Raw genomic sequence first — 20,677 nt, 5'->3', positions numbered from 1 at the left:
CTTGCTGGCATGGGCCGGCGCTGTAAGATGCACTCCGTCCCGGTGAACCCGTTGCGTGCGAACGGTGTCCGTCGGAGTACACGTTGCCGCCTTAGCACAGTGGTAGTGCACCGCTTTCGTAAAGCGGGGGTCGTGAGTTCAAATCTCACAGGCGGCTCTCACGCAAGGCTAGGTCCCACAGTGACTTGTGGCACCTAGCCTTTCTTCTTTCCCGCCCCCTTACTCCGGCCCGCCACCTTACCGCCACCGTGGGGCTTTTCCTCGACCGGTACGGCGTAGATCGCGTCCACCCGGGCCGCGGTGTTGCGGGTCAGGGTCGGCACCCAGTGCGCGTAGACCCGCATCACCGTCTCGATCCGGTCGCCGATCCGCCGGGCGACCTCGGCCGGGTCCACCCCGTCGGCCAGGAGCCGGCTCGCGTGCGTGTGGCGGAGCGTGTGGAACTTGCGGTACGGCACCCCCGCCCGCGTGGTCAGCCCCCTCCAGTCGCGGCGGATGAAGTTCGTCCGGGCGATGTACGTCCCCTCCGCGGTCGTGAAGCAGGGCCCCGAACCGCGGCCGACAAGGTGCCGTCGCACCGGGTCGAGGGCGAACGCCGGCAGGTCGATGGCCCGCACCCCGCTCTTGCTCTTGGTCGGTTGGATCGCGAACTGTCCGTCGCGGTAGTCGAGCATCTTCACGATGCGGACCGTGCCGGCCGGGAGGTCGAAGTCGGCCGGCTCCAGGGCGAGTAGTTCGCCCTCGCGGGCACCAGTCCCGGCCGCGAGGGCGAAGAGCGCTTCCAACCGGTCCCCGGCCGCGGCCGCGAGCAGCTTCCGCACCTCGTCGTCGCTGAACACCTCGACCTCGCCGCGGATGACCCGGGGCCGGGCCGCGCCGCCGGTCGGGGCGGTGGCGATCTTCCCTTCGGACACGGCCACCTCCAGGGCGGTCGCGAACACCTCGGAGCACTTCTTCACCGTGCCCGCCTTTACCTTCGCCCGCGACAGGTCGGCCCACAACTTCGTGACCTGGGCGACGGTGAGGGCGCGGAGCGGGACGCCGCCGATTCGGGGCCGCAGGTGAATGCGGACGACTTGCTCGTACCGCTGCCAGGTCGCGTACCGGGTGTTCGGCTTGGCGACGTCGTCGAGCCAGTGCGTCAGATGGTCGCCGACCGTCTCCCGGGCCGCGTCGGGGGCGCGGCCCGCCCGCTCGGCCGCCTGCTTCTTCTTGACCGCGTCGGCCTGGGTGCGGGCCCAGCCCTGCGTGTACCGGACCCCGCCGTCGGGCCCTGCTCCGGTCACCGCCTTCCAAACCCAGCACCCCTTCGACCTGGCGAAGAACACCGACCCGTCGCCGCGGGGGCGACGGCCCTTCTGTTTGCGTGTCGGGTCGGGGTCGCTCACTGTAGTCTCCGAGTCACGTGGTACGCGTGGTGGACATCGTACCACATCGTCCTGTTCGCCCGTCCACAAACCGACTGACGAAAAGAAGCGGTCGGATTCGCGTCAACTTTACCGACAGGCGTCTATGATCTGGGGGCAAACCACGATTTCCACCAAGACACGCCCGAACGAGGGCGGACCGACCAGGAGCGAGAATGCCTGCAACCACAGTGGGTGCCGAGGTCGCGGACAAGTGTGAACTGCTGCGGGACGGGGCCGTGACCGTGGCGGGGCTGCTGAAGGAGTACGGGATCTCGCGGTCCCGGGCCTATGAGTTGATGAACGATGGCAGCTTGGCGTACTCAACCTGCGGCAAGAAGCGGCTGATCCCTAGGCGGGCCGTTGCCACCCTGCTGGCCAGTACCCTCGTCAACGGAGAGTCGGTGGTCTGACCGCTGCTGTTGGACTCGCGTAGACTCCGGACGCCACCACCCTTCGAACGGGCGGCGCACTGGTGGGAGCAGGTCGTGGGCAACGCAGGATGACGGGCAACCGCATCCACGACAATCCCTCACGTCCGACCACACGCACTACGAGGGCCGCCATGTCGCCTGATCTGCTACCCCTGTCCGAGGTGTGCCGACGAGTCCCCGGTCACCGGGGCTCTCAGCACGTGACCACCACCACTCTGACGCGGTGGATCGTCACGGGCTGCCGTGCCCAGGACGGCGAACGGGTGCTCCTCCCCGCCACACGGGCCGGTTACCGGTGGTTGGTCTCTCCGGCCGACCTGGACGCGTTCTTCGTTCGGCTTGCCCGACCCGTGGCGGGAGCCGCCGTCAGCACGGAGGAGGTGATCCGTGGATAAGGATCGCAGCATCAGCGAAGGGGTCGTGGTGACCGATGCGGCGCAGTCTCTGGCGTCCGGCTTGGCGCTCGCCGAGGTTACCCCGGCCCCAAACTCCGACCTCCTACAGCCGCGTAGCGGAGCGATGGACGAGGTGTCGATTTACTTCGACATCGGTGGCGACGTTCGCGTCATGAAGCAGCTTGGCCACCGCGTCGATCGCTGGGTTCAGGACGGGAAGCTCAAGATCGTCGAAGGCGGGCTCGCGCCCGAGTGGGTGGTCGCGACGCGCGTGGGGTCGCGGCTGCGACTGGACGGTCCCTATCGGCACGCATTCGCGGTCGACGACCGCTACGATCTTGGGTCGCTCATCCGCGATCTTGTCCCGCTCGACGACGATGCCGTGCGGACCATCGCACTCGCGCTCGACGGGGTCGCCGACAACAGTGTCACGGCCCTCGAACTGCGGGCCGGGAACACCAGGGCGGGCGACGGGGCCAGGGCCGGGTGCGAACTGTGGACCGGCCGGCTCTGCCGGGGCGAGGTCGCCATGCTCGCCGGTGCGCCGAACGCGGGGAAGAGCACCCTGCTCCGGCGACTCCTACACGCCGGGGCCGGGACCGAGCCCGGGAAACTGCTGGGAGCGGCCGTGTCCCCGTTCGGAGCGTTCGTCGTGTCGGAGGAGCCCGCACGCCTATGGCACGGGGCGCCGGACGATACCAGGATCAGGTTCATCTCCGAGAACCCGATGCGAAAGTTCGGGGAGTTCGATGCTTACGTCCAGAACCTGGGTCGTGTGGCTCGTGCCGGTGGCTCGCGGCTCGTGGTGCTCGACACCCTGTCGCGGTTGTTCTCATTCGATGAGAACTCGTCGCGTGCGGTCGTCCGCACGATGGCACCCCTGCGGGTCGCCGCGGCCCAGTACGACCTCTGCGTGCTGGTCGTCCACCACACCGGCCGCAACGGGGTTGTGCGGGGGAGCACGGCCCTGGAGGCGCAGGTCGATGCGGTGCTGACCGTGGGGTTGACCGGCGACTCGATCCTGGACACGCGCCGCCGGCTCGATGTCGTCTCCCGCGCCGCACCGACAGAGCGGATTGAGTACGCGATGGACCCCAGCGGGGCGCTTGTGCCCTGGTCACCATCTCCGGATGGGGCGGCCGCGAAGGCCCCCGCCAAGTCGAAGCTGCTCAAGCCGAAGGCGGCCCCCAAGCAGCAAACCAAGATGCTCGTCCAAGCCACCAAGAGGTAAATCCGTGCCACCGACGAAACGGAAGTCCACCGGACCGGCGATCGACCGGTTCGCAACCCACAAGCACCTGATCAACCAGATCCCGACCATTAAGGCCGCGGTCGGGTCGCGGGGCGGGTACGCGGCCTGCGCCGCCGCGTTTCTGCTTTGGGACTGGGCCGATGCCCGGACAGGTCAGGTGCGGTACGTGACTGTCACCCGCCTGGCGAAGGCGCTGGCGGCCAACCGCACGACGGCCCGCGACTGTTTGAAGGTGCTGGAGTCCTGTGAGGTCATCTATCCCGGACCGCGGAAGGGGACGTGGTTGATGAACCACGTCATTAAGCCGGAGCCGGAGATTGCTGGTGATTGAGCGACACCGGACAGCCAGCGTCCGGGCCTGAGCCGCAACGGTTCAGTGCCTGAGCCGCCAACATCCTTCCCCGGACAGCCAACATCCAGTAAGCGGCCAGCCAGTGTCCACACTCAGAGGTATCAGGTCTGTGTCACAAAAGACACAGACCTAGATACCGAACGGTTCCTGGCTTTGGGGCCGCCTTTGGCGGCGGCCCCAAGCCGGAACCGGAACCGAACCTCGGCTCAGGATGCACGGTCGTGCCGGATCGCTACCGACCTGGGTAATGTGACCTCGGCACGGTCGAATAACGTAATCGGGGGTGGCCGTGACCGGTGAGGATGCCGAGCGACTGGTCGAACGGGAGTGGGGCGATGTCGCCGCCTCGCCGTTCGGGCTGGGCTGCGCGGTACGGGTCGAGCCCTCGATGACCGAGGAGCACGGGTGGGGGTGGGTCGTGTGCCTCGTCCCGGTCCGGTGGGAGGAGTGCCGCCAGCCCTGCAAGGTCGACCGATACGCCGCGACGCGGGCCGGGAAGACTTACCCGGTCGGCACGAAGGGGCTCGGCCACGCGCTGAGCCGGCTCGGCGTGCCCCTGGGCGAGCGGGGCGGCGAGTGAGGAGGCCGGATGGAACTGCACGTCAACCCACACCGGGGGATAGGCCCGGTGTCCTTCGGGATGACCCGCGCCGAGGTGCGGCGCGAGTTGGGCCACGCGCCGCGGGCGAAGGGGCCGCGGACCGACTGCTACCTCAGCGGTTCTTTCCAGGTGAGCTTCGGAGCGGACCGGGTCGAGTACGTCGAGGTCGCCAGCTCGATCGAGGAGACCGTCCTGTTCGACAGCGTGGACGTGTTCGACACGCCGGCGGAGCAACTCCTCGCCGCGCTGGGACAGCGCGACACCGCCGACCTGCTGTTGTCCCGCCCCCCGAACCAGTACCTGTTCCCGGGGCTGATCCTGACCCTGTGGGGCCGGTCCGCGCAGTACGACCACCGCGGCGGCCGGACCCGCCCGGTGTTTGCGGCGGTCGGGCTCGGGAGCGCAGCCTACCTGGCAGCCCTCCGGGCGATCCGGGCGTGAGGACGGGAGGCGGGGATGGCGCCGTCGGCACAGCAGCGGAGGCGGGTGGCGTGGCTGCTCGACGGCCACCTGGCGGACGACTACGACGAGGCCACCCACGACGCCCGGTGGGAGCGGCAGTTCGCGGCCGTCGCCTCGCCGGAAGAGTTGTTCCTGTACGCGGCCGGGTCGCACCCGAACCAGAGCCCGCGGGAGTGGCGGCGGCTGCTCGACCACCCGCTGTGCGACGCCGGCACGGCCATCCTGATTTTCTGGCGGAACTCGCCGGTCCACTACTACGGCGACGAGCCCGCCGGCGGGTGGGACCGGGAGCGGTACGCCCTCGTGCGGGAGATCGAGCGGCGGTACTCGGCGGGCGGCTACCCGTCCGCGGTCGTCCGCTTCGACCCGGCGTCTTTCAAGGGCCGCAGCCTTCTCGCGGGGCACCGGGCCGAGGAACTGGAGCGGGTGCCCGAGGTCATGCGCCGGCCGAGCCCGGGCGCGCCGGTGCCGCCGCTCGCGAGCGAGGACTTCGAGTGGGGCGACGAGTTCTGACGCGGCCCCGGGCGGTAACCTCATGAGCTTCAAGTCCAGTATCTGGATCGGCCGCTTCGACCCGGACGCGCCGGGCACCCCCCGGGAGGCCGTGTCGCAGGACGCCTTCGCGGGCGTCCTGGAGCGGTTTGCCGACCGCGGCGCCGCGGGCGAGGTGGTGTCGCCGCGGCAGCCCGGGTGGTGCCGTGACGGCCGCAAGCGGGTGCTCGGCTACGTCGACGGGGAGTACGTGATCTATCACCGGCCCGGGTTCGCCGAGGTGGTGTTCCTCGGGGCGTCGGAGCGGATGTGCGGGTTCCTGGCCGCAGTGGTCCGGGAGTTGGGGTGCGAGTTGCTCGACGCGAACACCTGGGAGTGGGCCACCGATCGCTACCGGGCGGGCGAACCGCCGGAATCCTGATCCTCCGGCACGCCCACGGCAGGGGTGGACCGGCTGGACGCGAGCCCAGAAGCAATCGTGGCTCGCCAGCACCCGCGACTCGCCCGACGCGGCGTAAGGGCATCTGGCTCGACCTGTGCGAGCAGGACGGGCGTGGGACGACCCCGAGGACGCACTGACGCGGGTGGCGGTCAAGGGGCGGCAGGCGGCGGTAGTGGGGTAGAATTGGGCGTGATCACCCCACGAAGGGAGCGGAGACGTGGACGACCGACCCGAGTACGTGAAGTGCGTCGCCGACGTGACCGGCCCTTCAATACCCTTTGGCGAACACCGGATTTCACAGCGGTCCGTGTGCGGCCGGCACATCGGCAGCGAGTTCCACTTCGTGTCGTGGGGCCACGCGGACGCGGCCGTTGCCCAAAGCTCGCGACTGACCGTGTGCCCGGAGTGCGTGGCGAAGCGGCAACAGGTGGCGTGATGCGCGTCTTCGTCCGGCGGCTCCTGCTCTGGCTCGCGAGCGGCCTGCTGGTCGCCGCGGCCGCCCGGCACGCGCGTCGCGGCCCGTAGCCTGACCACCCCACCCACAGGCAACGCTCCCCCCGAAACTGCACGTCTCACGGGGGCGCGCAATGGGTTCCACTTCCAAGGGTAATGCCCGCACCGGCCGGCCGTTCGCTCTGACGCCCCAGGTGTTCAAGGCACTGGCCGAGGCGACCACGAACGGGCTGCCCCGCAAGGCCGCGGCCCAGTGCGCGGGCGTCGGCGCGTCCACCCTGATGAGCTACCTCCGCCAGGGGCGCGACCAGCGGACCCGGCTCCCGCCGTCGGTCTTCGCGAAGTGGATGGCCGGCGACCACACGTTGACGTTACCCCAACGCCAGCAGGCGTTAGCAGAATTGCGGCACGCCCTGGAAAAGGCGCGGGGCGCGGCCATCAAGCGGAACGTGGAGATCATCCAGCGCGCGGCGCTTGGCTCCCAGGTCGTGGAGCGGCGGACGCTTCACCATCAGGACGGTACCTCGGAGGTGGTCGAGAAGTTCGCCGCGGCGCAGTGGACCGCGGCGGCCTGGTGGCTGGAGCGGTGCGAGAGCCAGGACTTCGGCCGGAAGGACAAGACCGAGACGACGGTGAAGGCGGCGTCGGGGGAGCGGGGCGCGGCGATCCTGATCGTGGACGGGCCGGCGAAGGTGAACCCGCCGGTGGACGAGAGCGCCCCGGACTGACCTGACCGCCCGGGATGTCGGCCCGGTCCTCGCTGGCGGCCGAGGGCGCCAGCAGCACGCGAAGACCCGTCGTCGCCCGTCCCACACCCTGTCGGAGGTGACCACCGTGCCACGACCACGACGGCCCGCGCGGCCGCCCGGCCCCCGCCGGCGGATGGCCCCGAGCAACCGCTACCGGAACACGCGCCGGGTCAAGGGGAACGCCTGGCAGGCCCGGGTGTGGATCCCCGGCGCGGCCGACCGGCGGGGGCGGTCACTGAACTTGGGCATCTTCTCGCCCGCCCGGCACGGCAACTCCGCCGACGACGCCGAGTGGGCGGCGGGCCGCGCGAGCCGGGAGTTCGTCAAGGCTTGGGCGGGCGACACGAGCATCGCGGCGGCCGTGGCCGACCTGCAGCGCCGCGGGATCGTCCCCGCGCACGTTGAGGTTCCCGTCGGGGTGGCCGGCCTGACGCCGCGGGCGATCCCGACGCCCGCGCCCGGCGAGCCCTGGGCCGGGGGCGGCCCCCTCAAGTTCACGGCCGCCTTCGACGCCGCGCTCCTGGACCTGGTGTGCGGCCCCCCGCCGGCCGGTGCGAAGCGGTGGGGCACCCGCAGCATTGCCGAGTCGCTCGTCTCCCGCGGGGTGGTGGCCGCGGTCGGCGAGGACGGCATCCGCAAGGCCCTTCAGCGCCTGGAGGCCGCCACGGGCCGCGGGCGGGGCGGGTCACCCGAGAGGTGGGTCGCCGGCGCGGCCTGCGACCGGCTCCGGAGCTTCTACGAGGCGCACACGGGAGAGCAGCATGGCCGCCGCGACGGAACCGCCCCTGACCGCGAACCAGCAGCTCGCGAAGTGGGACCGGTACCTCTGGAAATTGGCGATCCGCCTGGCGCGGCGGTGCCCGGGTAGCACCCCCGAGGACCTCCACAGCGAGATCGCCCTCCGCGCCCTCCACTACTTCCCCAGTCACGACCCGTCGCGGGGTGGGTTCAGCACCTGGCTGACGCGGGTGGCGCGGACCACGGCCGGCCGGCTGCGCGAGGCCCACCGGCGGACGCTCGCGGCGGTCAGCCTGTCGGCCCCGCTGGCGTCGGACGACGGCGGCACCCTGGCGGCCGTGGTCGCCGACCCCCGGGGCGGCCCGGGGCCGGGGGAGGCGATCGCCGCCGCGGAGCGCGCCGCCGCAGTTCGGGCCGCCCTCGCGGCCCTGCCGGACGACGAGCGGGAGGCGGTGACCGCCCGCTTCTGGACCGATGCCCCCGTGGCCGACAAGGGTGCCCTCGCGCGCGGCTTGACTCACTTGCGGGGTGCCCTCGTTCCTCCGGACCGGGACGACGAGGAGTGACCGCAAGGCACCCGGCCGCCCACCAGTGTACAAAACGCCATCAGTAGCCCGGCACGGGCCGATCGAGCTTTCGAACCGGTCTGTGCCCACTTCTCGGCCCGAACGCAGCCCCGGGATCGCCAGAGCCGTTTCCGCGGGTGGCCTTGGTCACCATTCGCCTCGCCATCACCCGGTCCGGGGGCATTTCAGCGGTCCCTACCCGGGCAACAGGGCTGCGGCCCGGAACTCGTCCGCCAGGTCCGTCCCTTCCGGTTCCGCTTCTGGGTCGGGGTCGTCGAGGGCGGCCTTGAGTGCGGACGTCGTGATCACCCAGTCGTGGTAGACGTGATGCACCTCGATCCCCTTTAGCAACAGTTGGAGTCCGACGCTCTGAAAACGGTGGCAGTCGCCCGGGGCGTCCTCCATGCACATGAGGATCAGGCGGCGGTCGTCCTTGGCGAGGCGTTCGATGCCCGCGGGGGTCGCGCCCTGGCCCATGCCGCCGAGGTCCTTGCCGTGCCACTCGTACCGGTCGCCGAGGAGTGCGGTGAGGTCGGCCTTGGAGAAGCCGCGCTTGACGCGGCCGGAGGGCCGGGAGCGGACGTCGACGAGGGTGGCCCGGAGGCGGGTCACGAGTTCCTTGAGCGAGTCGGGAGAGTGCTGGGCGTAGCCAACGGAGTAGATGCGTTGCATGCGGTCCTCGGGTTGAGTGGCTTCGGTCGGTTCAACCGGAGCAGGATGGTGGCCGATGGCGTTCACGTCTCGCGTGGCGGGAGCGAGACGTTTGGTGGCGGGTTTGCTGTCGGGGCGTCATTGCCCTGAAAGATGTTACGCCCGTCAGCGGGCCCCCATCCGCTGTGCCGCGCATCTCGTTCCACCCCTGGGTGTCAGAGGGAGCGAGACGAGATGCTGAGGGTGGAATGTGGCTCTCGCTCTCTCGTCTCGCTCCCCTGACACCCAGGGGTGGAGCCAGAGTGCGAGTGGGAAGACGGTCGGCCCAGGCGATCGCCTGGGCCGTGAGGGACGGGCTCCGGGAGGTGGTTCAGGGCGGGTGGGGGAATGGATCGGGGTGGGTCAGGCAGCGTCCGCGAATTCCGGGGGCGGTTCCGGCAGGTCGAATCGCTCCAGCATGTGTTCGAGCACGTCCAGGCTCGTGCTGATCCGGAAGGCGATCTCCTGGCCCTCGTCCTCGGTGAACGCGCTGGCGAACGGCGTGGACTTGTCGTGGACGTTGCGGCTCAGCCATTGCATCTCGCCGATGGCCCGCCGCAGCCAGGCGTTCAGCTTCTCGCGGGTCGCGTCCGTCGTGGCCTCAGTGGCATTCTGGAGCTTGGTGGCGGCCATCTCACGTCCTCGTGTGTGGCGGGCGGGTGTGCCTCGCTGCACATATCCTAACGCCAGCGGTATGATATGCAAGTCGATCGGAGTGGAATTCTGGAAATTTCCTCCCGCGTGCGGTATGATATGCTCATGGAGAATCACATGACGACGGCACAGGCCGCGCAGCTAATCGGTTGCAACGACAGTCGCGTTCGTCAACTACTGAAGTCTGGGAAGATCATCGGCCGGAGGGTCGGGCGGGACTGGCTGGTGGATCGAACGAGCGCTGAGGCCTGGAGAGACTCGGATCGGAAGCCAGGTCGTAAACCGGCGACGGTGGAGACGCCCGAGGTGAAACCGAAGTCGAAGAAGTGACCGGCCCCGAAAAAAGCCGATGGTGAGAAGTAACCGACGGGGCAACCGGAACCTCGTGGTCACGTCTGGAACTCGACTGAGAACGCCCCCCGCCCGCAGCGATCCGGGTGTCGCGAACGGCTCCTGATGAGGGGGCGATCGCCCCCCTCGTCAGGAGCCGCGATCGGCATCATGCGGCTTTACAGCCCGCATGGCGACCGCGCCCGGGTCCGACCAGTTGAGGTGGTGACTGCAGGTCGGCGAGCATGTGCCTGGCCAGGAACGCCCTGAGCGACTTCACCGGGATCACCCGCTTGCCGAAGAGTTTGAACGACTCCACCTCGCCGGCCGCGATCCGCTCGTACACCCACCGCCTTGAGTGGGCACAGAACTTCCCCGCCGCGGCCACCCCCAGCACGCCCTCCGCCACGACGTCCAGGGCGACCGCCTCGGGCGTCGGCCCGGTGTCAACCGGGGTGTACACCGTCCTCGGGCGTCCCATGCTCTGCTCCTTCTGGTCAGGGTGCGTCGACTCTACTTCGAGACGATCACGAACATACCCCGGCGGTCGAGTGGCCGGGCTCTACGTTGTGGGGCTCTGCATCGGCCGGAACGTGCATCGCCCGGGTTGACCCGCGGGAGTGGATCGACCCGCGCATTCGGTGCGATCCGGCGGTGCGACTGTGGATCTGCATCCGGGGGTCGGTGGCGGCGTCAACGCTTAACTATGGGCTTGGCGGCCGGACCGGCACGGCGGGTGCATTCGGTTGGTGCGCGGCGGCCGACCGAGGCCCGCACCCAGAACCCGCACCCAAGAGCGTCCCGTGACCCGAACCACCGAACCAACCCTCACGAACATCTTCAGCCCCTCCATCCTGGCCTGGCGCGAGCGGTACGCGGCCGAGCGGGCCGCCGCACCCGCGGCCTCCGGCACCGCGCGACCGCGGGCCACCCCACGGAAGCGCGCCACCAGGCCGCAGCCCGCACAAGCCGGCTTGCCCACCGCCCGCTGAATCAGCCCCTCGCCCGCTCCGCTCATGAACCCCAGGGACAATGCCCGAGTCTACCTGCAACGTGGTGGCCACCCTGGAGTCCAAGCTCCGGAGGCTCCGCCGCGTGCGGGCCGAGTTGATCGACCAGGGCGACCCGGTCCCGGCCGAACTCGACGACGAGATCCGCGGGGTCGCCACCGTCTTGCGGCAGATCACGGACGACCAGGCGTGAGTGCGGCCGTGGTGTGCCCGGGGCCGACGGTGTTCCTACTTGCTGGTGTGTCCATCAGCACGGGCAGACCGCCGAGCCAATTCGGGTCGGCCCGTGCGGCCTCGGCAACCTTCTTCGCCTTCTCGGAAGTGCTGCCGCTCCAGCCGACAGCTTTGGCCACCCTCTCGCGCGACCGGGGGTCCCACTTCTGCCGCTCCTTGGCCGACTTCTGCTCCAAGGCGACCGTCCGACTCAGGCCGAGCGCCGGAGCCACGGCCGACTTCACGGTCGAGAAGGGCGGGGTCATGATCCATGTCGCGAGGATCGCCCCCTTCATCAGCTTCGTCGTGATTTCCGCGGTCGCACACCATCCACTTCGGGCTGACCTGACCCCGGACACCGCCCCGCTCATCGAAGCAGCCCGCACCGTCGGGGACGTGATCCCGAAGGGGAGCGTGCGCTGGCGGCTCGGTATCGCTCAGGCCCCGAGCGGCGAGCGGACACTAGGGGTGGAGTTGATGAACACCTGGTCGGAGCCGATCCCCGACGTGTCCCTCAAGACGGTCTGGGAGGCCCACACGCCCCGACCGGCGGTCGGGATGCCCGGGAATGTCGGTGGACTGGAGACGGGCGGGTACGAGTCGTTCTTCCTCCGCATGACCCCGGCCGGCGGCGAAAGCCTGCCCCCGAACTTCCCCGTGCGGTTCGCTTACGAATGCACCCAGTTCGCAATCCTTCAGGGCCGGGCGGCGATGATGTCGCCAGAGCACCACTGGATCGCGCTCTGCACCAACGGGCACGAGTTCGATCGCATCCCGGGCGGGGAGATCGCGGCACACCTCGACGCGGCCGACACGAAGTGAGTCGTGGCCACCAGGGGATGAAGGGCGGTGGCGCTTCAGACCGCGTCACCTTCGCCCGTCTCGGGAGGGGGCATACGCGCCTGTTTGTGGCGATACGGGGGCGCCAGCGATAGGGGTACCTGGGATCAGCATTATTCTCGTCATCGAACCTGGTTCGGTCTGCTGAGCATGTCGCGGCCCGAGCGCGACCGGTATTTCTCTTAGTTTCTCACTTGCCAGAAGAGATGATACGTGCGACCTTTAGCGGAGTACTGCACGATCAACACCGCCGAACCACCGCGTCGCCCAGGGTCCGCCGATGAAGATGTACGTTGCTGGGTTCGATTGGAAGGTTCCGCCCGCAGTTGGACCTGTTGCGTTCTGTAATGCGTTTCTCAAATGGCACTCCCGGCAGTTCAAGTTCCGACAGCACCAACGGCTAATAGCTTGCGCCAAGCATGAGGGCTTCATCGTTGGTGCCGTCCTATCCAAAAAAACAAACAAGAAGTTCACCACGCTAGAACTGGATAACTTGAAGGTTCATGTCACCTCGTTCAAGAAGAATCGACCGGGGGTGGATTTTAATCTGTTCGTTATCAATACGTTGCCGAGCCAGGGGCTTTTGCATGGCCTGTATCTGTACTATCATCACACGCTAAGGCCGAAGGGATTCAATCAATTCATGGCGGCGCGATACGACGCGCTTCGGGCGAGGCGCATCGACCGGGGTACTGAGAGGGCAAAGGGGGACGCCCGCGAGGTAGGTCGTGTGAAGAAGAGATATAAGGACCGCCTCGCTGTAGCCATCAAGATCAAGGCGGGCGACCTTGATACCTGGATCGACAGCCTGAGCCGTGTGAGTTCCTTGGAATATACCGTCACATCGGCAATGCCGAATACTTCAGCGTTCCATGACGCAGGCGATGCGATCAAGTATCAACAAACCAAGGTCAAGTTTCGAGCGAATGCAATTCCTGCGGACCTCAAGGCGCGGGTTAAAGGTTGGTTACGAACGCTCAAGCCCAAGCAGGGAAGGGTCACCGGGATGGACCCAACCCGTGGGGAGGTGTCGTACCCGCTCACCAACGCACCAGGTGTGTATGATGTGCTGGACTACGATACCAAGGTTTCGGCAGGCTTCCTCAACGTAGATCGCGTGATCGAGTGCGATCTGGTACAATACATGGTTGAGTTGATGAAAAAGAACACGGCGGAATTTGGAGATTCGCCATGCTGACACCGGTTTGTGATCCAGCCACTGCGGTTGTAGACCCAGTGTGGGCTTACTATGCTGCAAATCTGAGAGCCGGCATGTTCACCGGTTTTCTAACCATGTCGTCGTTTTTGCTGACCATGACTACATTCATCATAATGAATTTGAAGGCACAATATTATGATCAGACCCGATACGCCGATCGGGTTAAGAAGCGGCGTCAGGTTGGGTGCAAAAGAAGCTACTACCGGCCGCTCCAGAATCTTGGAATTGCTCTCATTGCTTCCATCGCGCTCTCTTTATTAACATCGATCGCACAGTTCACGGTAGGTCTCTACCCGTCGTTCTGGTCGGTTGTGGTTTGTGGGACTCTTGCTCTCCTCGCGGTCGGAGCGCTTGTCGTCAGCTTGATTCAGATTGGATTCAACATGTCCGCCCTGTTCCAGGCCTGGAACGAAGAAAAAGACACATCGCCGTCTCCTGCCGCAGCGTAACCGGGTAGTCAGGGCGGGACGCACCTCAACGCGGTCTGCTGGCCGACCCCAATGGCCACCCTGTGACGTGAGTTACAACCGGGTCAGGCCGCGTCACCCTCTCGCTGCTCGGGCCGTCCCGGTGCGGGCACCCGAGCGGCCCACACGGCCCCGCACGCCTGGCACCGGTACTTAGTCTCCACTTCCGGCCCGTTCGGGCCGGGCACCGTCTTGCGTGCCCGGAACAGGTACTGGGTGCTCTCGCACTTCGGACACTTGCGGTCGGGGCATTCGAACGGCGTCACGCAGCGCGCTCCTGGGGGGTGGTAGGGGGCACGAGCGGTATCGGCACCAGCGTCGGGAGGCTTGAGGACCGGGGCACGCGGGGCGGCCGCCCCGGTCCGGGTTCGGGCGAACAGGGCGAGCGACCGGCGCAACGGCTACAGGCCCGACGGTCTGCACTTCGTGCCCCCCGACGCCGTCACTGGCCCGTCACGCGGGCCACCACTTCCGCGCCTCGCCCCAGTGCGGGTGCCGGTCGGCCGCGGCCGGCCCGTAGCACACGTCGCCGTGCCCGGTGAACCGCCCGGCGATGTGGTTCACGTGGACGCTGGGCATCACCCCGAGGCCGGGCGACGCCCCGACGCGGACCCAGTCGGGCCGGTCCCCTTGCGGCTCCAGCAGGCACCACCCGTCACGCTCGCAGTCCGCCGCGGCGCGGTCGAGGTTGGCCGCGAGGACGGGCGCGCGGAACGAGAGTTGGTGCAGCGGCTCGTGCCGCTCCTTGACCGGCTGCCAACCCTGGGCGGACAGCCCGATGTAATCGAGGTTGGATACGACGTTCGCCGCGGGGAACCGGCCGAACGTGTCGGCGACGGTGGTGAAGTAGTCGGGCGGGTAGAGCACGTCGTGTTCGAGGCAGCAGACGACGTCAACGGCCATGTCGCTCTCGGAGTCCGCGGTGCGGACCGCTTGCCGGATCGCCCCGACGATCGCGGCGTGGGACCGCCTCTGCTCCCCGCGGAAGACGTCCTGTCGCACGGCGGTGCCGCCCACCTCGGACCACGGGACCGCGATCACCTTCGCGGCGTGCTGCCCCGATCGGTTGGCCCAATCCTGAGCCGACCGCGCCGTCTCCAGGGACTTCCGCAGCAGTCCCTCCGGGGCGGTATTGTCGCTGTACCACACCCCGAGCACGTTCAGCCGCGGGAGCAGGGGCGGCCCGCCGAACGGGAGCGCCTCGCCCTCGGCCCGGATGCGGTCCCAGGCGGCCGGCTGGAGCCGCCGGCCGAAGTCCCGGTGGATGGCGTCGGTGGCCTCGATCCCCAACTCGCGGTGCTGGAGGACGAGGTTGCGGGCGTGGTCGTCCACCTTGGCCGAGTACGGGACCGGCTCCGACGGGTCGCGGAACAGGTGCCGCCACCGCAGCGCCGGCACGCACACCGCCCGGCCCCCGGCCCGCCGGACCTTCTCGTGCAGGTACCCCTCCTCCCCGCCGAACCCGCGGGCCAGCGGGTGGAACCCGACCCACGCCCCGCGCCGCATGGCGAAGGCGCCCAGGCCCTGCATGGGGATCTCGAACGGCTCCCCGGCCGGGTCGTCGGCCCGCCGGTCGTGGTCCCACACCCCCCAGAGGCCCGGCGGCGTGGTCGGCCGCCAGTGCGTCGACAGGCCCCGGCCGTCGTCGCTCACCATCGGCCCGGACACGAGGTCGTGGGGGTGCCGGTTGGCCCGGCCGTCGCGGAAGAACTCGAGCGACCCCGGCTCGAACAGGACGTGCGCGTCGCAGCACAGCACCCACTCGGTGTCGGCGAGGCGGAACACGGCGTCGCGGGGCCGGCTCGTGCCGGTCAGGTCGGGCCGGTGGACGTACCGCCCCCCGGCGGCGTGGGTCGCGGCCTCGGTCGCGCGGGACCGCTCGGGGGCGTTGTCCACCACGAGCAGGTCGAACCAGTCGCCGTGGTAGGCCCGCAGCGCCTGGAGGGTGAACCAGAGTTGCGGGAACTCCTTGTACACGGCCATGCCGACGGTTAATTCTTTCGCGGGCAACTTGCACGCACCTTTCCGTTGGTTGTCGGGTGGACGCCCGCCCCCGGGGGTCAGCCCCCGCGGAGGGCGTTGTAGTACGCCGCGCCGCCGGCCGCGATCCGCGGCACCCCGGCCCGGGCGCGGACCTGGTAAAAGAAGTCCCCGTCGGCGTCGTACCGGTTCAACTCCCACCGCACGCCGCCGATGGCCGATCGGTCCCACACGAACTGGGCCGTGTCGATCTCTCCGACGCCGGCGTCCGGCCGGGCCGGCAGCCGCTCGCTGCCGTCCCGGTTGAGGAGCCGGACCACGAACCCGGGAGCGGTCGAATCGTCCGCCGCCCGGTACAGCGCCGGCACCAGGGTCGGGTGGACCGTGTTGTCGTCGTCGAGGAAGTACACCCACCCCGCGTCGATGTCGTCGATCGCCCGGTTGCGGGCCGCGTTCCCGAATGCGTTGTTGCCGGAAGCCGAACCCGTGCGCCACGCCCCCAGGACCGGCCGGGGGGCGACGGCCGGGTCGAACACGACGTACCACCGGACGGGCCACCGGCTCGCGGCCCGCATCGCCGCGACCGTCTCCTCCAGGGCGGGCAAGTTGAGCAGCCGGCTCAGCGGCGTGACGACGGTTATCATTTCAGTCCCCGCGCCGCGAAGCAGCACTTTGCCGGCGTACCGGCCGCGGTGGTGGCGCGCGTCGTACACGGCCGCGTTTCGCCGGTCAAAGGAGTGCTCACGAGAACCTCGGAACGGTGACGAGCGGGGCGGCCGGCGGGGCCGGCTCCTGGCGGTCGCGGCACACGGCGCAGTCGGTGACGGCGTTCCCGTTCGGGAGCTTGCCGAGCTTGCCGGCGTGGGTGCAGACCCCGTGGTACGAACATGCCAGGAGCGGTAGTTGCACGGTGCCGCCGCCGCACACCTGGCACGGGGCGGTGTGCCCGGTGGCCGCGCCGCGGAACCGGCACGGCAGGTTCGGCAGCGTCGCGGTCAGGCGCGGCGGGGCCGTGTGTGGCGACGCCACCGGCCCCGGCATTACGGGGATCCGGGCAGCATCGACGTAGACGCTCGGGTCGAACATGAATCCTTCCCCCTTGGCGGCGTCAGCAGTAGCCGCTGTAGAACACGAACTGGATCGTCTGGGCACCGCTCATGCTTTCCGAGATGAACAGGTAGGCGTACGTCTCGCCGCCCCCGGACGTAAACTCGTTGCACGACGGGCCGCTGATGAACACCTTGAAGGACAGGGCGTCGCAGTTCGACCCGGTGTAGACCGAGATGCCGTTCGCGTTCGCCCAAGGGGCGATGACCTCGACGTAGTAGTCCGAACCTGGGGAGACTGGGACGCGGACGAACCGGGTGCCCGACCCGGACGGGATCGACACCGTGTACGTCGTGGCCAGAGCGCCGGTCGGGGCCGCCGCACACGTCGTGCTTGGAATGAACCCGGGCTCGGGCGTTGTTGTGGTGGTCGTGGTCGGGGCAGCCGTCGTGGTCGTCGTGGTGCTCGTTGTCGTGGTGGTGCTGGTGGTCGTCCCGGTGCAGGTCCCCGGCTCCAGGTGGATGTCGACCGACCCGGCCCCGCACGTCCCGACCCCGGCCGGGAACGACAGGTGAATGGTGACAGCGAACGACGGCGAGCACTGACCGACGACGGTCCCCTGGGAGACCGTCGGGACGAGCGACGGGTTGTACCCGATCCCGTACTGGCCGGCCGGGTCGACCGGACCCGATCCGCACCGGAACACGAGCGCGCCGGCCGCCAGGCCGCAGAACCCGGCCGGCGACGACCACGTGACGCAGGTTGCCCCGCCGCCGCACGAGTAGGACGAGCGGACCCACGTCCCGCCGGACCCGAGGCCGGTGAGGCCGACCGCGTTGGAGTACGTCGCGCACAGGTCACCGGTCGGCCCCGGGTCGCAGCAGAAGAACGGCGGCGGCGTCGTGGTGGTCGTGGTCGTGCTCGTCGTGGTGGTCGTGGTCGTGGTCGTCGGGGCGGCGCACCCGGCCGCGACGCAGGCGGCCAGGGTGGCGAACGGCGCGGTTTCGCCGGACGTCGGGGTGCACGTGCCGTCGACGCAGTCGTACCCGATCGGGCCGCTACAGGAGACGCACCGCAGGCGGACGTAGAACGAGTTGGCCGAGCAGTTGCCTATGGGCGGAACCAGGTCGCGGCACAGGACCGCCCCGCCGAACGCGAACTCGACGTACGTGTCGTCGCTGAGGGCGCCGGAGTCGCGGCAGTCGTTGACGACCCCGGGGACGCCGGCGATCGTCAGCTTGAGGGCGCCGTCGTCGGTGATCTTGAAGACCACCAGCCCGCTCATGCCGGCGCCGCAGATGCCGTAGGCGAAGTACGTCGTGCCGACCCACGAGTCGGTGCCGGGGTCGTACGCCAGGCGGATCACCTGGGTGGCGCAGTTGATCCCGGCGCACGACCCCTGCGGCGTGCCGACGACTCGCATTTCCAGGCACGCCAGCGGCTCGCCGAACACCGACCCCTTCGCGACGCCCCGGATCCAGCCGCACCCGAGGGCCGTCCGGGTGGGCGGCGGGACGCTGATGGTCACGTTGGTGCGGGCGTTGCCCGGGTCGTCCACGGCGGTGACGCTCGCGCCGATGAAGTTGATCGCGGCCCGGGGCGTGAGGGGGGTGCCCTCGTCCTGTACGGTCACGCCGCCGGTGCTGGGGAACACCTTCGCCCAGGTGGTCGCGGTGGCCCCCAGCGTGATCGGGGCCGGGGTCTGGCACGCCCACGCAGTGTTCCCGTTCGCGGTGCCCTCGCTGACGTACACGACCGCGCCGACGAGCAGCGGGCCGCCGTTGGACCCCAGAGCCCTCACCGGGGTCTCCCCGGTCGCCGCGGGGGCCACGTAGATGCCGTTCTCCGCCCCGCTCGCCTGGTCCTTCACGAGGACCAGATCCCCGGCCGCGAGCGTCCCCCCGTCGACCACCTGGCCGGCGCAGAACGACGAGGTCAGGGTGCCGGCCGCGGTCGTCGCGAACCGCACCACGTTCTTCCACGAACTCGTCCAGTCCTGCCACCGGACCGCGTTCACCACCCCGGAGCCGGCCCCGCCGTCGATCAGGAACCCGGCCTTGTTCTTCCGGGCCGTCCACTGCCCCGCCGCCGCGCCCCAGGTCTCCCCGGTCGCGGGCTCCCCGTCCTGGGCGTCGTAGGCGATCAGCACCCGGGGGTTGTACGTCCCCTGCCCGTTCGCCGTCGCGGTGCCGTAGGTCGACGGGGGGATCGGGACCGGCCCGTTGACGAGGCACACCTGACCGTCGGCGTCCGGCCGCCCCACGGTCAGGACGCTGTCTTCGTTCACCGAGATCCGCCGCATCAGCCCGAACGCCGGGACGACGCTGGTCTCGGTGTTCAGGACGGGAATCGCGTCGGGCATCGACGGCATGTGATCACCTCGGGTGCGTTTCAGGTCTTGCCGCACTCGAAAAGCCCTCACGCTCCCGAATCTCGCTCCCGTGACACCCAGGGGTGGAGTCAGCGGGTGAGAGACGAACCTGGGGGCCGCGGGGCGAACAAGTCCAGCTTTGGCAAGGCATTGCGGCGGCGAGATCACTGGCCCAGGCCGCGGACCTCGCGGGTGACGCAGCGGACCGTGAGTTCGCTGTTCGCGAGCGGCGCGTCGCCCCGGATCATGGCGATGCCGCCGAGTTCCACGCGGTTCCGGACGCTCTCGGTGACGCCGCTCAGCCGCTGGTTGTGGAACGCGCGGAACACCGCCTGGCGGTACGCCCGGAGCGTGTCCTTGATCGAGTTGTCGAACTTGACGCAGTGGACCATGATCTGAACGCGAACCGGGTGCCCGAGGTCGTCCCGGCCGTTCAGAGCCGCCTCGTCGGAGTCCTGCCCGTCCTCGCTCGTGAGCACCGTGCAGGGGTACTCGATCGCCGGCTGGTTGCCGGCGAACTGCGAGTCGTACACCCGGACCGAGAACGGCTGGTTGAGGAGTTGGATGGTCGCCTTGACCGCGTTGAAGCAGCAAGTGATGACGGCGTCGGCCCCGTCGGTGACCTGGAAGTAGACCAGGTTCGAGGCGGCGGTGCCCGTGAGGCAGTACGCCCAGTAGTACCCCTTGGGCAGCGCGAGCGGGACGGCCCCGTCGCCGACCCGGCTCCCGCCGAGGGACCACGTGACGGCCCCGAGCGACCCGTCCACGGCGGCGTAGTAGACCCCGTTCGCGCCGCCCGAACTGGCGGCCACGGTCGCGGTCGCTCCGGAGCCGTCCCCGGTGTCCGTCACGGTGAGTGTTGCCATCGCGGCAGGCTACCCGGCCCCGTTGCCTGCCGCCATCCGGCAGGCAACGGGGCGGCCACCGACGACGTGCTGATCGACGGGGGCAGCGACATCCTCTGGGGGCTGAACGCGATCGTCGCGGTCGCCTACTCGTCCGTCCGGATCAAGGCGTCGTTCACCGGCAACATCGGGCTGCCGCGGTACAGCGTGAACGGGTACGTCGAGTACCGCACCCGGTTCTTCACCGTGGACACCGCGGTCCCGGTCACGATCGGGGAGGGGGCTTGGCCATCTCTGCGCCGACGCGTCCGCCCCCACCCACCCGGCGGCGTACGCGGCACTCGGGGCGACCGTGTACGCCGCCGAGGTGTTCCTGACCACCGAGTGGTACGCGGCCGACGCGCCGCGGCTGGCGGCCCACGACCCCCGGCACCGGATGATGGTGGTCATGGCCAACCACGCCGCGTCGGTCGGCACCTACGCGGCGGTGGGCTGGAGCGCGGCGTGGGCCCCCGACAGCGAGCTCCTCGCGCAGGCCGCGGGCACGGAGGAGGCGCTGGTGGTCGTTACCCGCGGGCCGGAGTCGTGGCGTGCCGCGGTGACCGCCCTCTGAGGTGGCCGCGGACCGATGCCGTCTGAACCGCGCGGCCGGAGCGACAAGGCGGTCCG

Annotated in this window: 28 protein-coding genes and 1 tRNA gene; 18 read left to right on the top strand and 11 right to left on the bottom strand. The window is 69.4% G+C overall.

Annotation, left to right across the window (positions count from 1 at the left end; translation table 11 throughout):
* Positions 1–85 precede the first annotated feature (85 nt).
* Positions 86–157, top strand: a tRNA-Thr gene (locus ACTIGN_RS10205).
* Between the two features lie 37 nt (positions 158–194).
* On the opposite strand, the gene ACTIGN_RS10200 is transcribed toward ACTIGN_RS10205, so the two are convergent.
* The gene (locus tag ACTIGN_RS10200) at positions 195–1,388 is read right to left on the bottom strand and encodes a tyrosine-type recombinase/integrase (protein ID WP_439623426.1); all 1,194 of its coding nucleotides are present in this window, start codon (positions 1,386–1,388) and stop codon (positions 195–197) included.
* Between the two features lie 194 nt (positions 1,389–1,582).
* Here ACTIGN_RS10200 and ACTIGN_RS10195 point away from each other — a divergent pair, with 194 nt between their 5' ends.
* From ACTIGN_RS10195 to ACTIGN_RS10145, 11 genes are all read left to right on the top strand, one after another.
* A complete protein-coding gene (locus ACTIGN_RS10195; protein WP_439623424.1) occupies positions 1,583–1,819 on the top strand; it encodes a hypothetical protein in 237 nt (78 codons plus the stop codon).
* Positions 1,820–2,227: 408 nt separating this feature from the next.
* Positions 2,228–3,466: an AAA family ATPase gene (locus tag ACTIGN_RS10190; protein ID WP_439623422.1), complete on the top strand. Its 1,239-nt coding sequence runs from the start codon at positions 2,228–2,230 to the stop codon at positions 3,464–3,466.
* A gap of 4 nt (positions 3,467–3,470) precedes the next feature.
* Positions 3,471–3,818: a hypothetical protein gene (locus ACTIGN_RS10185; protein WP_439623420.1), complete on the top strand. Its 348-nt coding sequence runs from the start codon at positions 3,471–3,473 to the stop codon at positions 3,816–3,818.
* A 310-nt stretch (positions 3,819–4,128) separates the two neighbouring features.
* The gene (locus ACTIGN_RS10180; RefSeq protein ID WP_439623419.1) at positions 4,129–4,419 is read left to right on the top strand and encodes a hypothetical protein; all 291 of its coding nucleotides are present in this window, start codon (positions 4,129–4,131) and stop codon (positions 4,417–4,419) included.
* Positions 4,420–4,479: 60 nt separating this feature from the next.
* The gene (locus ACTIGN_RS10175; protein ID WP_439623417.1) at positions 4,480–4,881 is read left to right on the top strand and encodes a hypothetical protein; all 402 of its coding nucleotides are present in this window, start codon (positions 4,480–4,482) and stop codon (positions 4,879–4,881) included.
* A gap of 15 nt (positions 4,882–4,896) precedes the next feature.
* Positions 4,897–5,415, top strand: coding sequence for a hypothetical protein (locus tag ACTIGN_RS10170; RefSeq protein ID WP_439623415.1), 519 nt, complete (start codon positions 4,897–4,899; stop codon positions 5,413–5,415).
* A gap of 22 nt (positions 5,416–5,437) precedes the next feature.
* Complete coding sequence (locus ACTIGN_RS10165; RefSeq protein WP_439623413.1) at positions 5,438–5,815, top strand: hypothetical protein; 378 nt, start codon at positions 5,438–5,440, stop codon at positions 5,813–5,815.
* 238 nt (positions 5,816–6,053) lie between these two features.
* Complete coding sequence (locus ACTIGN_RS10160; RefSeq protein WP_439623411.1) at positions 6,054–6,272, top strand: hypothetical protein; 219 nt, start codon at positions 6,054–6,056, stop codon at positions 6,270–6,272.
* Positions 6,273–6,423: 151 nt separating this feature from the next.
* Positions 6,424–7,017 carry a hypothetical protein gene (locus ACTIGN_RS10155; RefSeq protein WP_439623409.1) on the top strand — a complete coding sequence of 198 codons (594 nt, stop codon included), beginning with the start codon at positions 6,424–6,426 and terminating at the stop codon, positions 7,015–7,017.
* A gap of 106 nt (positions 7,018–7,123) precedes the next feature.
* Positions 7,124–7,906, top strand: a complete 783-nt coding sequence (locus ACTIGN_RS10150) for a hypothetical protein (protein ID WP_439623407.1) — start codon at positions 7,124–7,126, stop codon at positions 7,904–7,906.
* Positions 7,800–8,342: a sigma factor gene (locus ACTIGN_RS10145; RefSeq protein WP_439623405.1), complete on the top strand. Its 543-nt coding sequence runs from the start codon at positions 7,800–7,802 to the stop codon at positions 8,340–8,342. Before ACTIGN_RS10150 ends, ACTIGN_RS10145 begins: the two co-directional genes overlap by 107 nt.
* 195 nt (positions 8,343–8,537) lie before the next feature.
* On the opposite strand, the gene ACTIGN_RS10140 is transcribed toward ACTIGN_RS10145, so the two are convergent.
* Positions 8,538–9,014 (bottom strand): hypothetical protein, encoded by a 477-nt coding sequence (locus ACTIGN_RS10140; RefSeq protein WP_439623403.1) that lies wholly within the window; start codon positions 9,012–9,014, stop codon positions 8,538–8,540.
* Positions 9,015–9,395: 381 nt separating this feature from the next.
* Positions 9,396–9,665 carry a hypothetical protein gene (locus tag ACTIGN_RS10135; protein ID WP_439623401.1) on the bottom strand — a complete coding sequence of 90 codons (270 nt, stop codon included), beginning with the start codon at positions 9,663–9,665 and terminating at the stop codon, positions 9,396–9,398.
* A gap of 66 nt (positions 9,666–9,731) precedes the next feature.
* Between ACTIGN_RS10135 and ACTIGN_RS10130 the strand changes: the two genes are divergently transcribed.
* On the top strand, positions 9,732–10,016 hold the full coding sequence (locus ACTIGN_RS10130; RefSeq protein ID WP_439623399.1) for a helix-turn-helix domain-containing protein: 285 nt from the start codon (positions 9,732–9,734) through the stop codon (positions 10,014–10,016).
* A 169-nt stretch (positions 10,017–10,185) separates the two neighbouring features.
* On the opposite strand, the gene ACTIGN_RS10125 is transcribed toward ACTIGN_RS10130, so the two are convergent.
* Positions 10,186–10,497: a helix-turn-helix domain-containing protein gene (locus ACTIGN_RS10125; protein WP_439623397.1), complete on the bottom strand. Its 312-nt coding sequence runs from the start codon at positions 10,495–10,497 to the stop codon at positions 10,186–10,188.
* 551 nt (positions 10,498–11,048) lie between these two features.
* On the opposite strand from ACTIGN_RS10125, the gene ACTIGN_RS10120 reads away from it, so the two are divergent.
* Positions 11,049–11,219, top strand: a complete 171-nt coding sequence (locus ACTIGN_RS10120) for a hypothetical protein (RefSeq protein WP_439623395.1) — start codon at positions 11,049–11,051, stop codon at positions 11,217–11,219.
* Here the strand turns inward: ACTIGN_RS10120 and ACTIGN_RS10115 are convergent.
* A complete protein-coding gene (locus tag ACTIGN_RS10115; protein WP_439623393.1) occupies positions 11,200–11,505 on the bottom strand; it encodes a hypothetical protein in 306 nt (101 codons plus the stop codon). The two genes, ACTIGN_RS10120 and ACTIGN_RS10115, sit on opposite strands and share 20 nt — an antisense overlap.
* Between ACTIGN_RS10115 and ACTIGN_RS10110 the strand changes: the two genes are divergently transcribed.
* From ACTIGN_RS10110 to ACTIGN_RS10100, 3 genes are all read left to right on the top strand, one after another.
* The gene (locus ACTIGN_RS10110; RefSeq protein WP_439623391.1) at positions 11,504–12,061 is read left to right on the top strand and encodes a hypothetical protein; all 558 of its coding nucleotides are present in this window, start codon (positions 11,504–11,506) and stop codon (positions 12,059–12,061) included. The genes ACTIGN_RS10115 and ACTIGN_RS10110 overlap by 2 nt on opposite strands.
* 298 nt (positions 12,062–12,359) lie before the next feature.
* Positions 12,360–13,277 (top strand): hypothetical protein, encoded by a 918-nt coding sequence (locus ACTIGN_RS10105; protein ID WP_439623389.1) that lies wholly within the window; start codon positions 12,360–12,362, stop codon positions 13,275–13,277.
* Positions 13,271–13,747 carry a hypothetical protein gene (locus ACTIGN_RS10100; protein ID WP_439623387.1) on the top strand — a complete coding sequence of 159 codons (477 nt, stop codon included), beginning with the start codon at positions 13,271–13,273 and terminating at the stop codon, positions 13,745–13,747. Before ACTIGN_RS10105 ends, ACTIGN_RS10100 begins: the two co-directional genes overlap by 7 nt.
* A gap of 83 nt (positions 13,748–13,830) precedes the next feature.
* On the opposite strand, the gene ACTIGN_RS10095 is transcribed toward ACTIGN_RS10100, so the two are convergent.
* The 6 genes from ACTIGN_RS10095 to ACTIGN_RS10070 all read right to left on the bottom strand — a co-directional run bounded on the left by ACTIGN_RS10095 (position 13,831) and on the right by ACTIGN_RS10070 (position 20,029).
* Positions 13,831–14,031 (bottom strand): hypothetical protein, encoded by a 201-nt coding sequence (locus ACTIGN_RS10095; protein WP_439623385.1) that lies wholly within the window; start codon positions 14,029–14,031, stop codon positions 13,831–13,833.
* Between the two features lie 187 nt (positions 14,032–14,218).
* On the bottom strand, positions 14,219–15,775 hold the full coding sequence (locus tag ACTIGN_RS10090; RefSeq protein WP_439623384.1) for a glycosyltransferase: 1,557 nt from the start codon (positions 15,773–15,775) through the stop codon (positions 14,219–14,221).
* 50 nt (positions 15,776–15,825) lie between these two features.
* The gene (locus ACTIGN_RS10085; RefSeq protein WP_439623382.1) at positions 15,826–16,389 is read right to left on the bottom strand and encodes a glycosyltransferase; all 564 of its coding nucleotides are present in this window, start codon (positions 16,387–16,389) and stop codon (positions 15,826–15,828) included.
* Between the two features lie 97 nt (positions 16,390–16,486).
* Positions 16,487–16,831, bottom strand: a complete 345-nt coding sequence (locus tag ACTIGN_RS10080; protein ID WP_439623380.1) for a hypothetical protein — start codon at positions 16,829–16,831, stop codon at positions 16,487–16,489.
* Between the two features lie 22 nt (positions 16,832–16,853).
* Positions 16,854–19,163: a hypothetical protein gene (locus tag ACTIGN_RS10075; protein WP_439623378.1), complete on the bottom strand. Its 2,310-nt coding sequence runs from the start codon at positions 19,161–19,163 to the stop codon at positions 16,854–16,856.
* Between the two features lie 164 nt (positions 19,164–19,327).
* Positions 19,328–20,029 (bottom strand): hypothetical protein, encoded by a 702-nt coding sequence (locus ACTIGN_RS10070; RefSeq protein ID WP_439623376.1) that lies wholly within the window; start codon positions 20,027–20,029, stop codon positions 19,328–19,330.
* A gap of 331 nt (positions 20,030–20,360) precedes the next feature.
* On the opposite strand from ACTIGN_RS10070, the gene ACTIGN_RS10065 reads away from it, so the two are divergent.
* On the top strand, positions 20,361–20,621 hold the full coding sequence (locus ACTIGN_RS10065) for a hypothetical protein (RefSeq protein WP_439623374.1): 261 nt from the start codon (positions 20,361–20,363) through the stop codon (positions 20,619–20,621).
* Positions 20,622–20,677 lie beyond the last annotated feature (56 nt).

Source organism: Gemmata sp. (assembly GCF_051859125.1).
Classification (GTDB): domain Bacteria; phylum Planctomycetota; class Planctomycetia; order Gemmatales; family Gemmataceae; genus Gemmata.
Note: the sequence above shows the minus strand (reverse complement) of the source record. Positions and strands in the feature narration are given on the sequence as shown.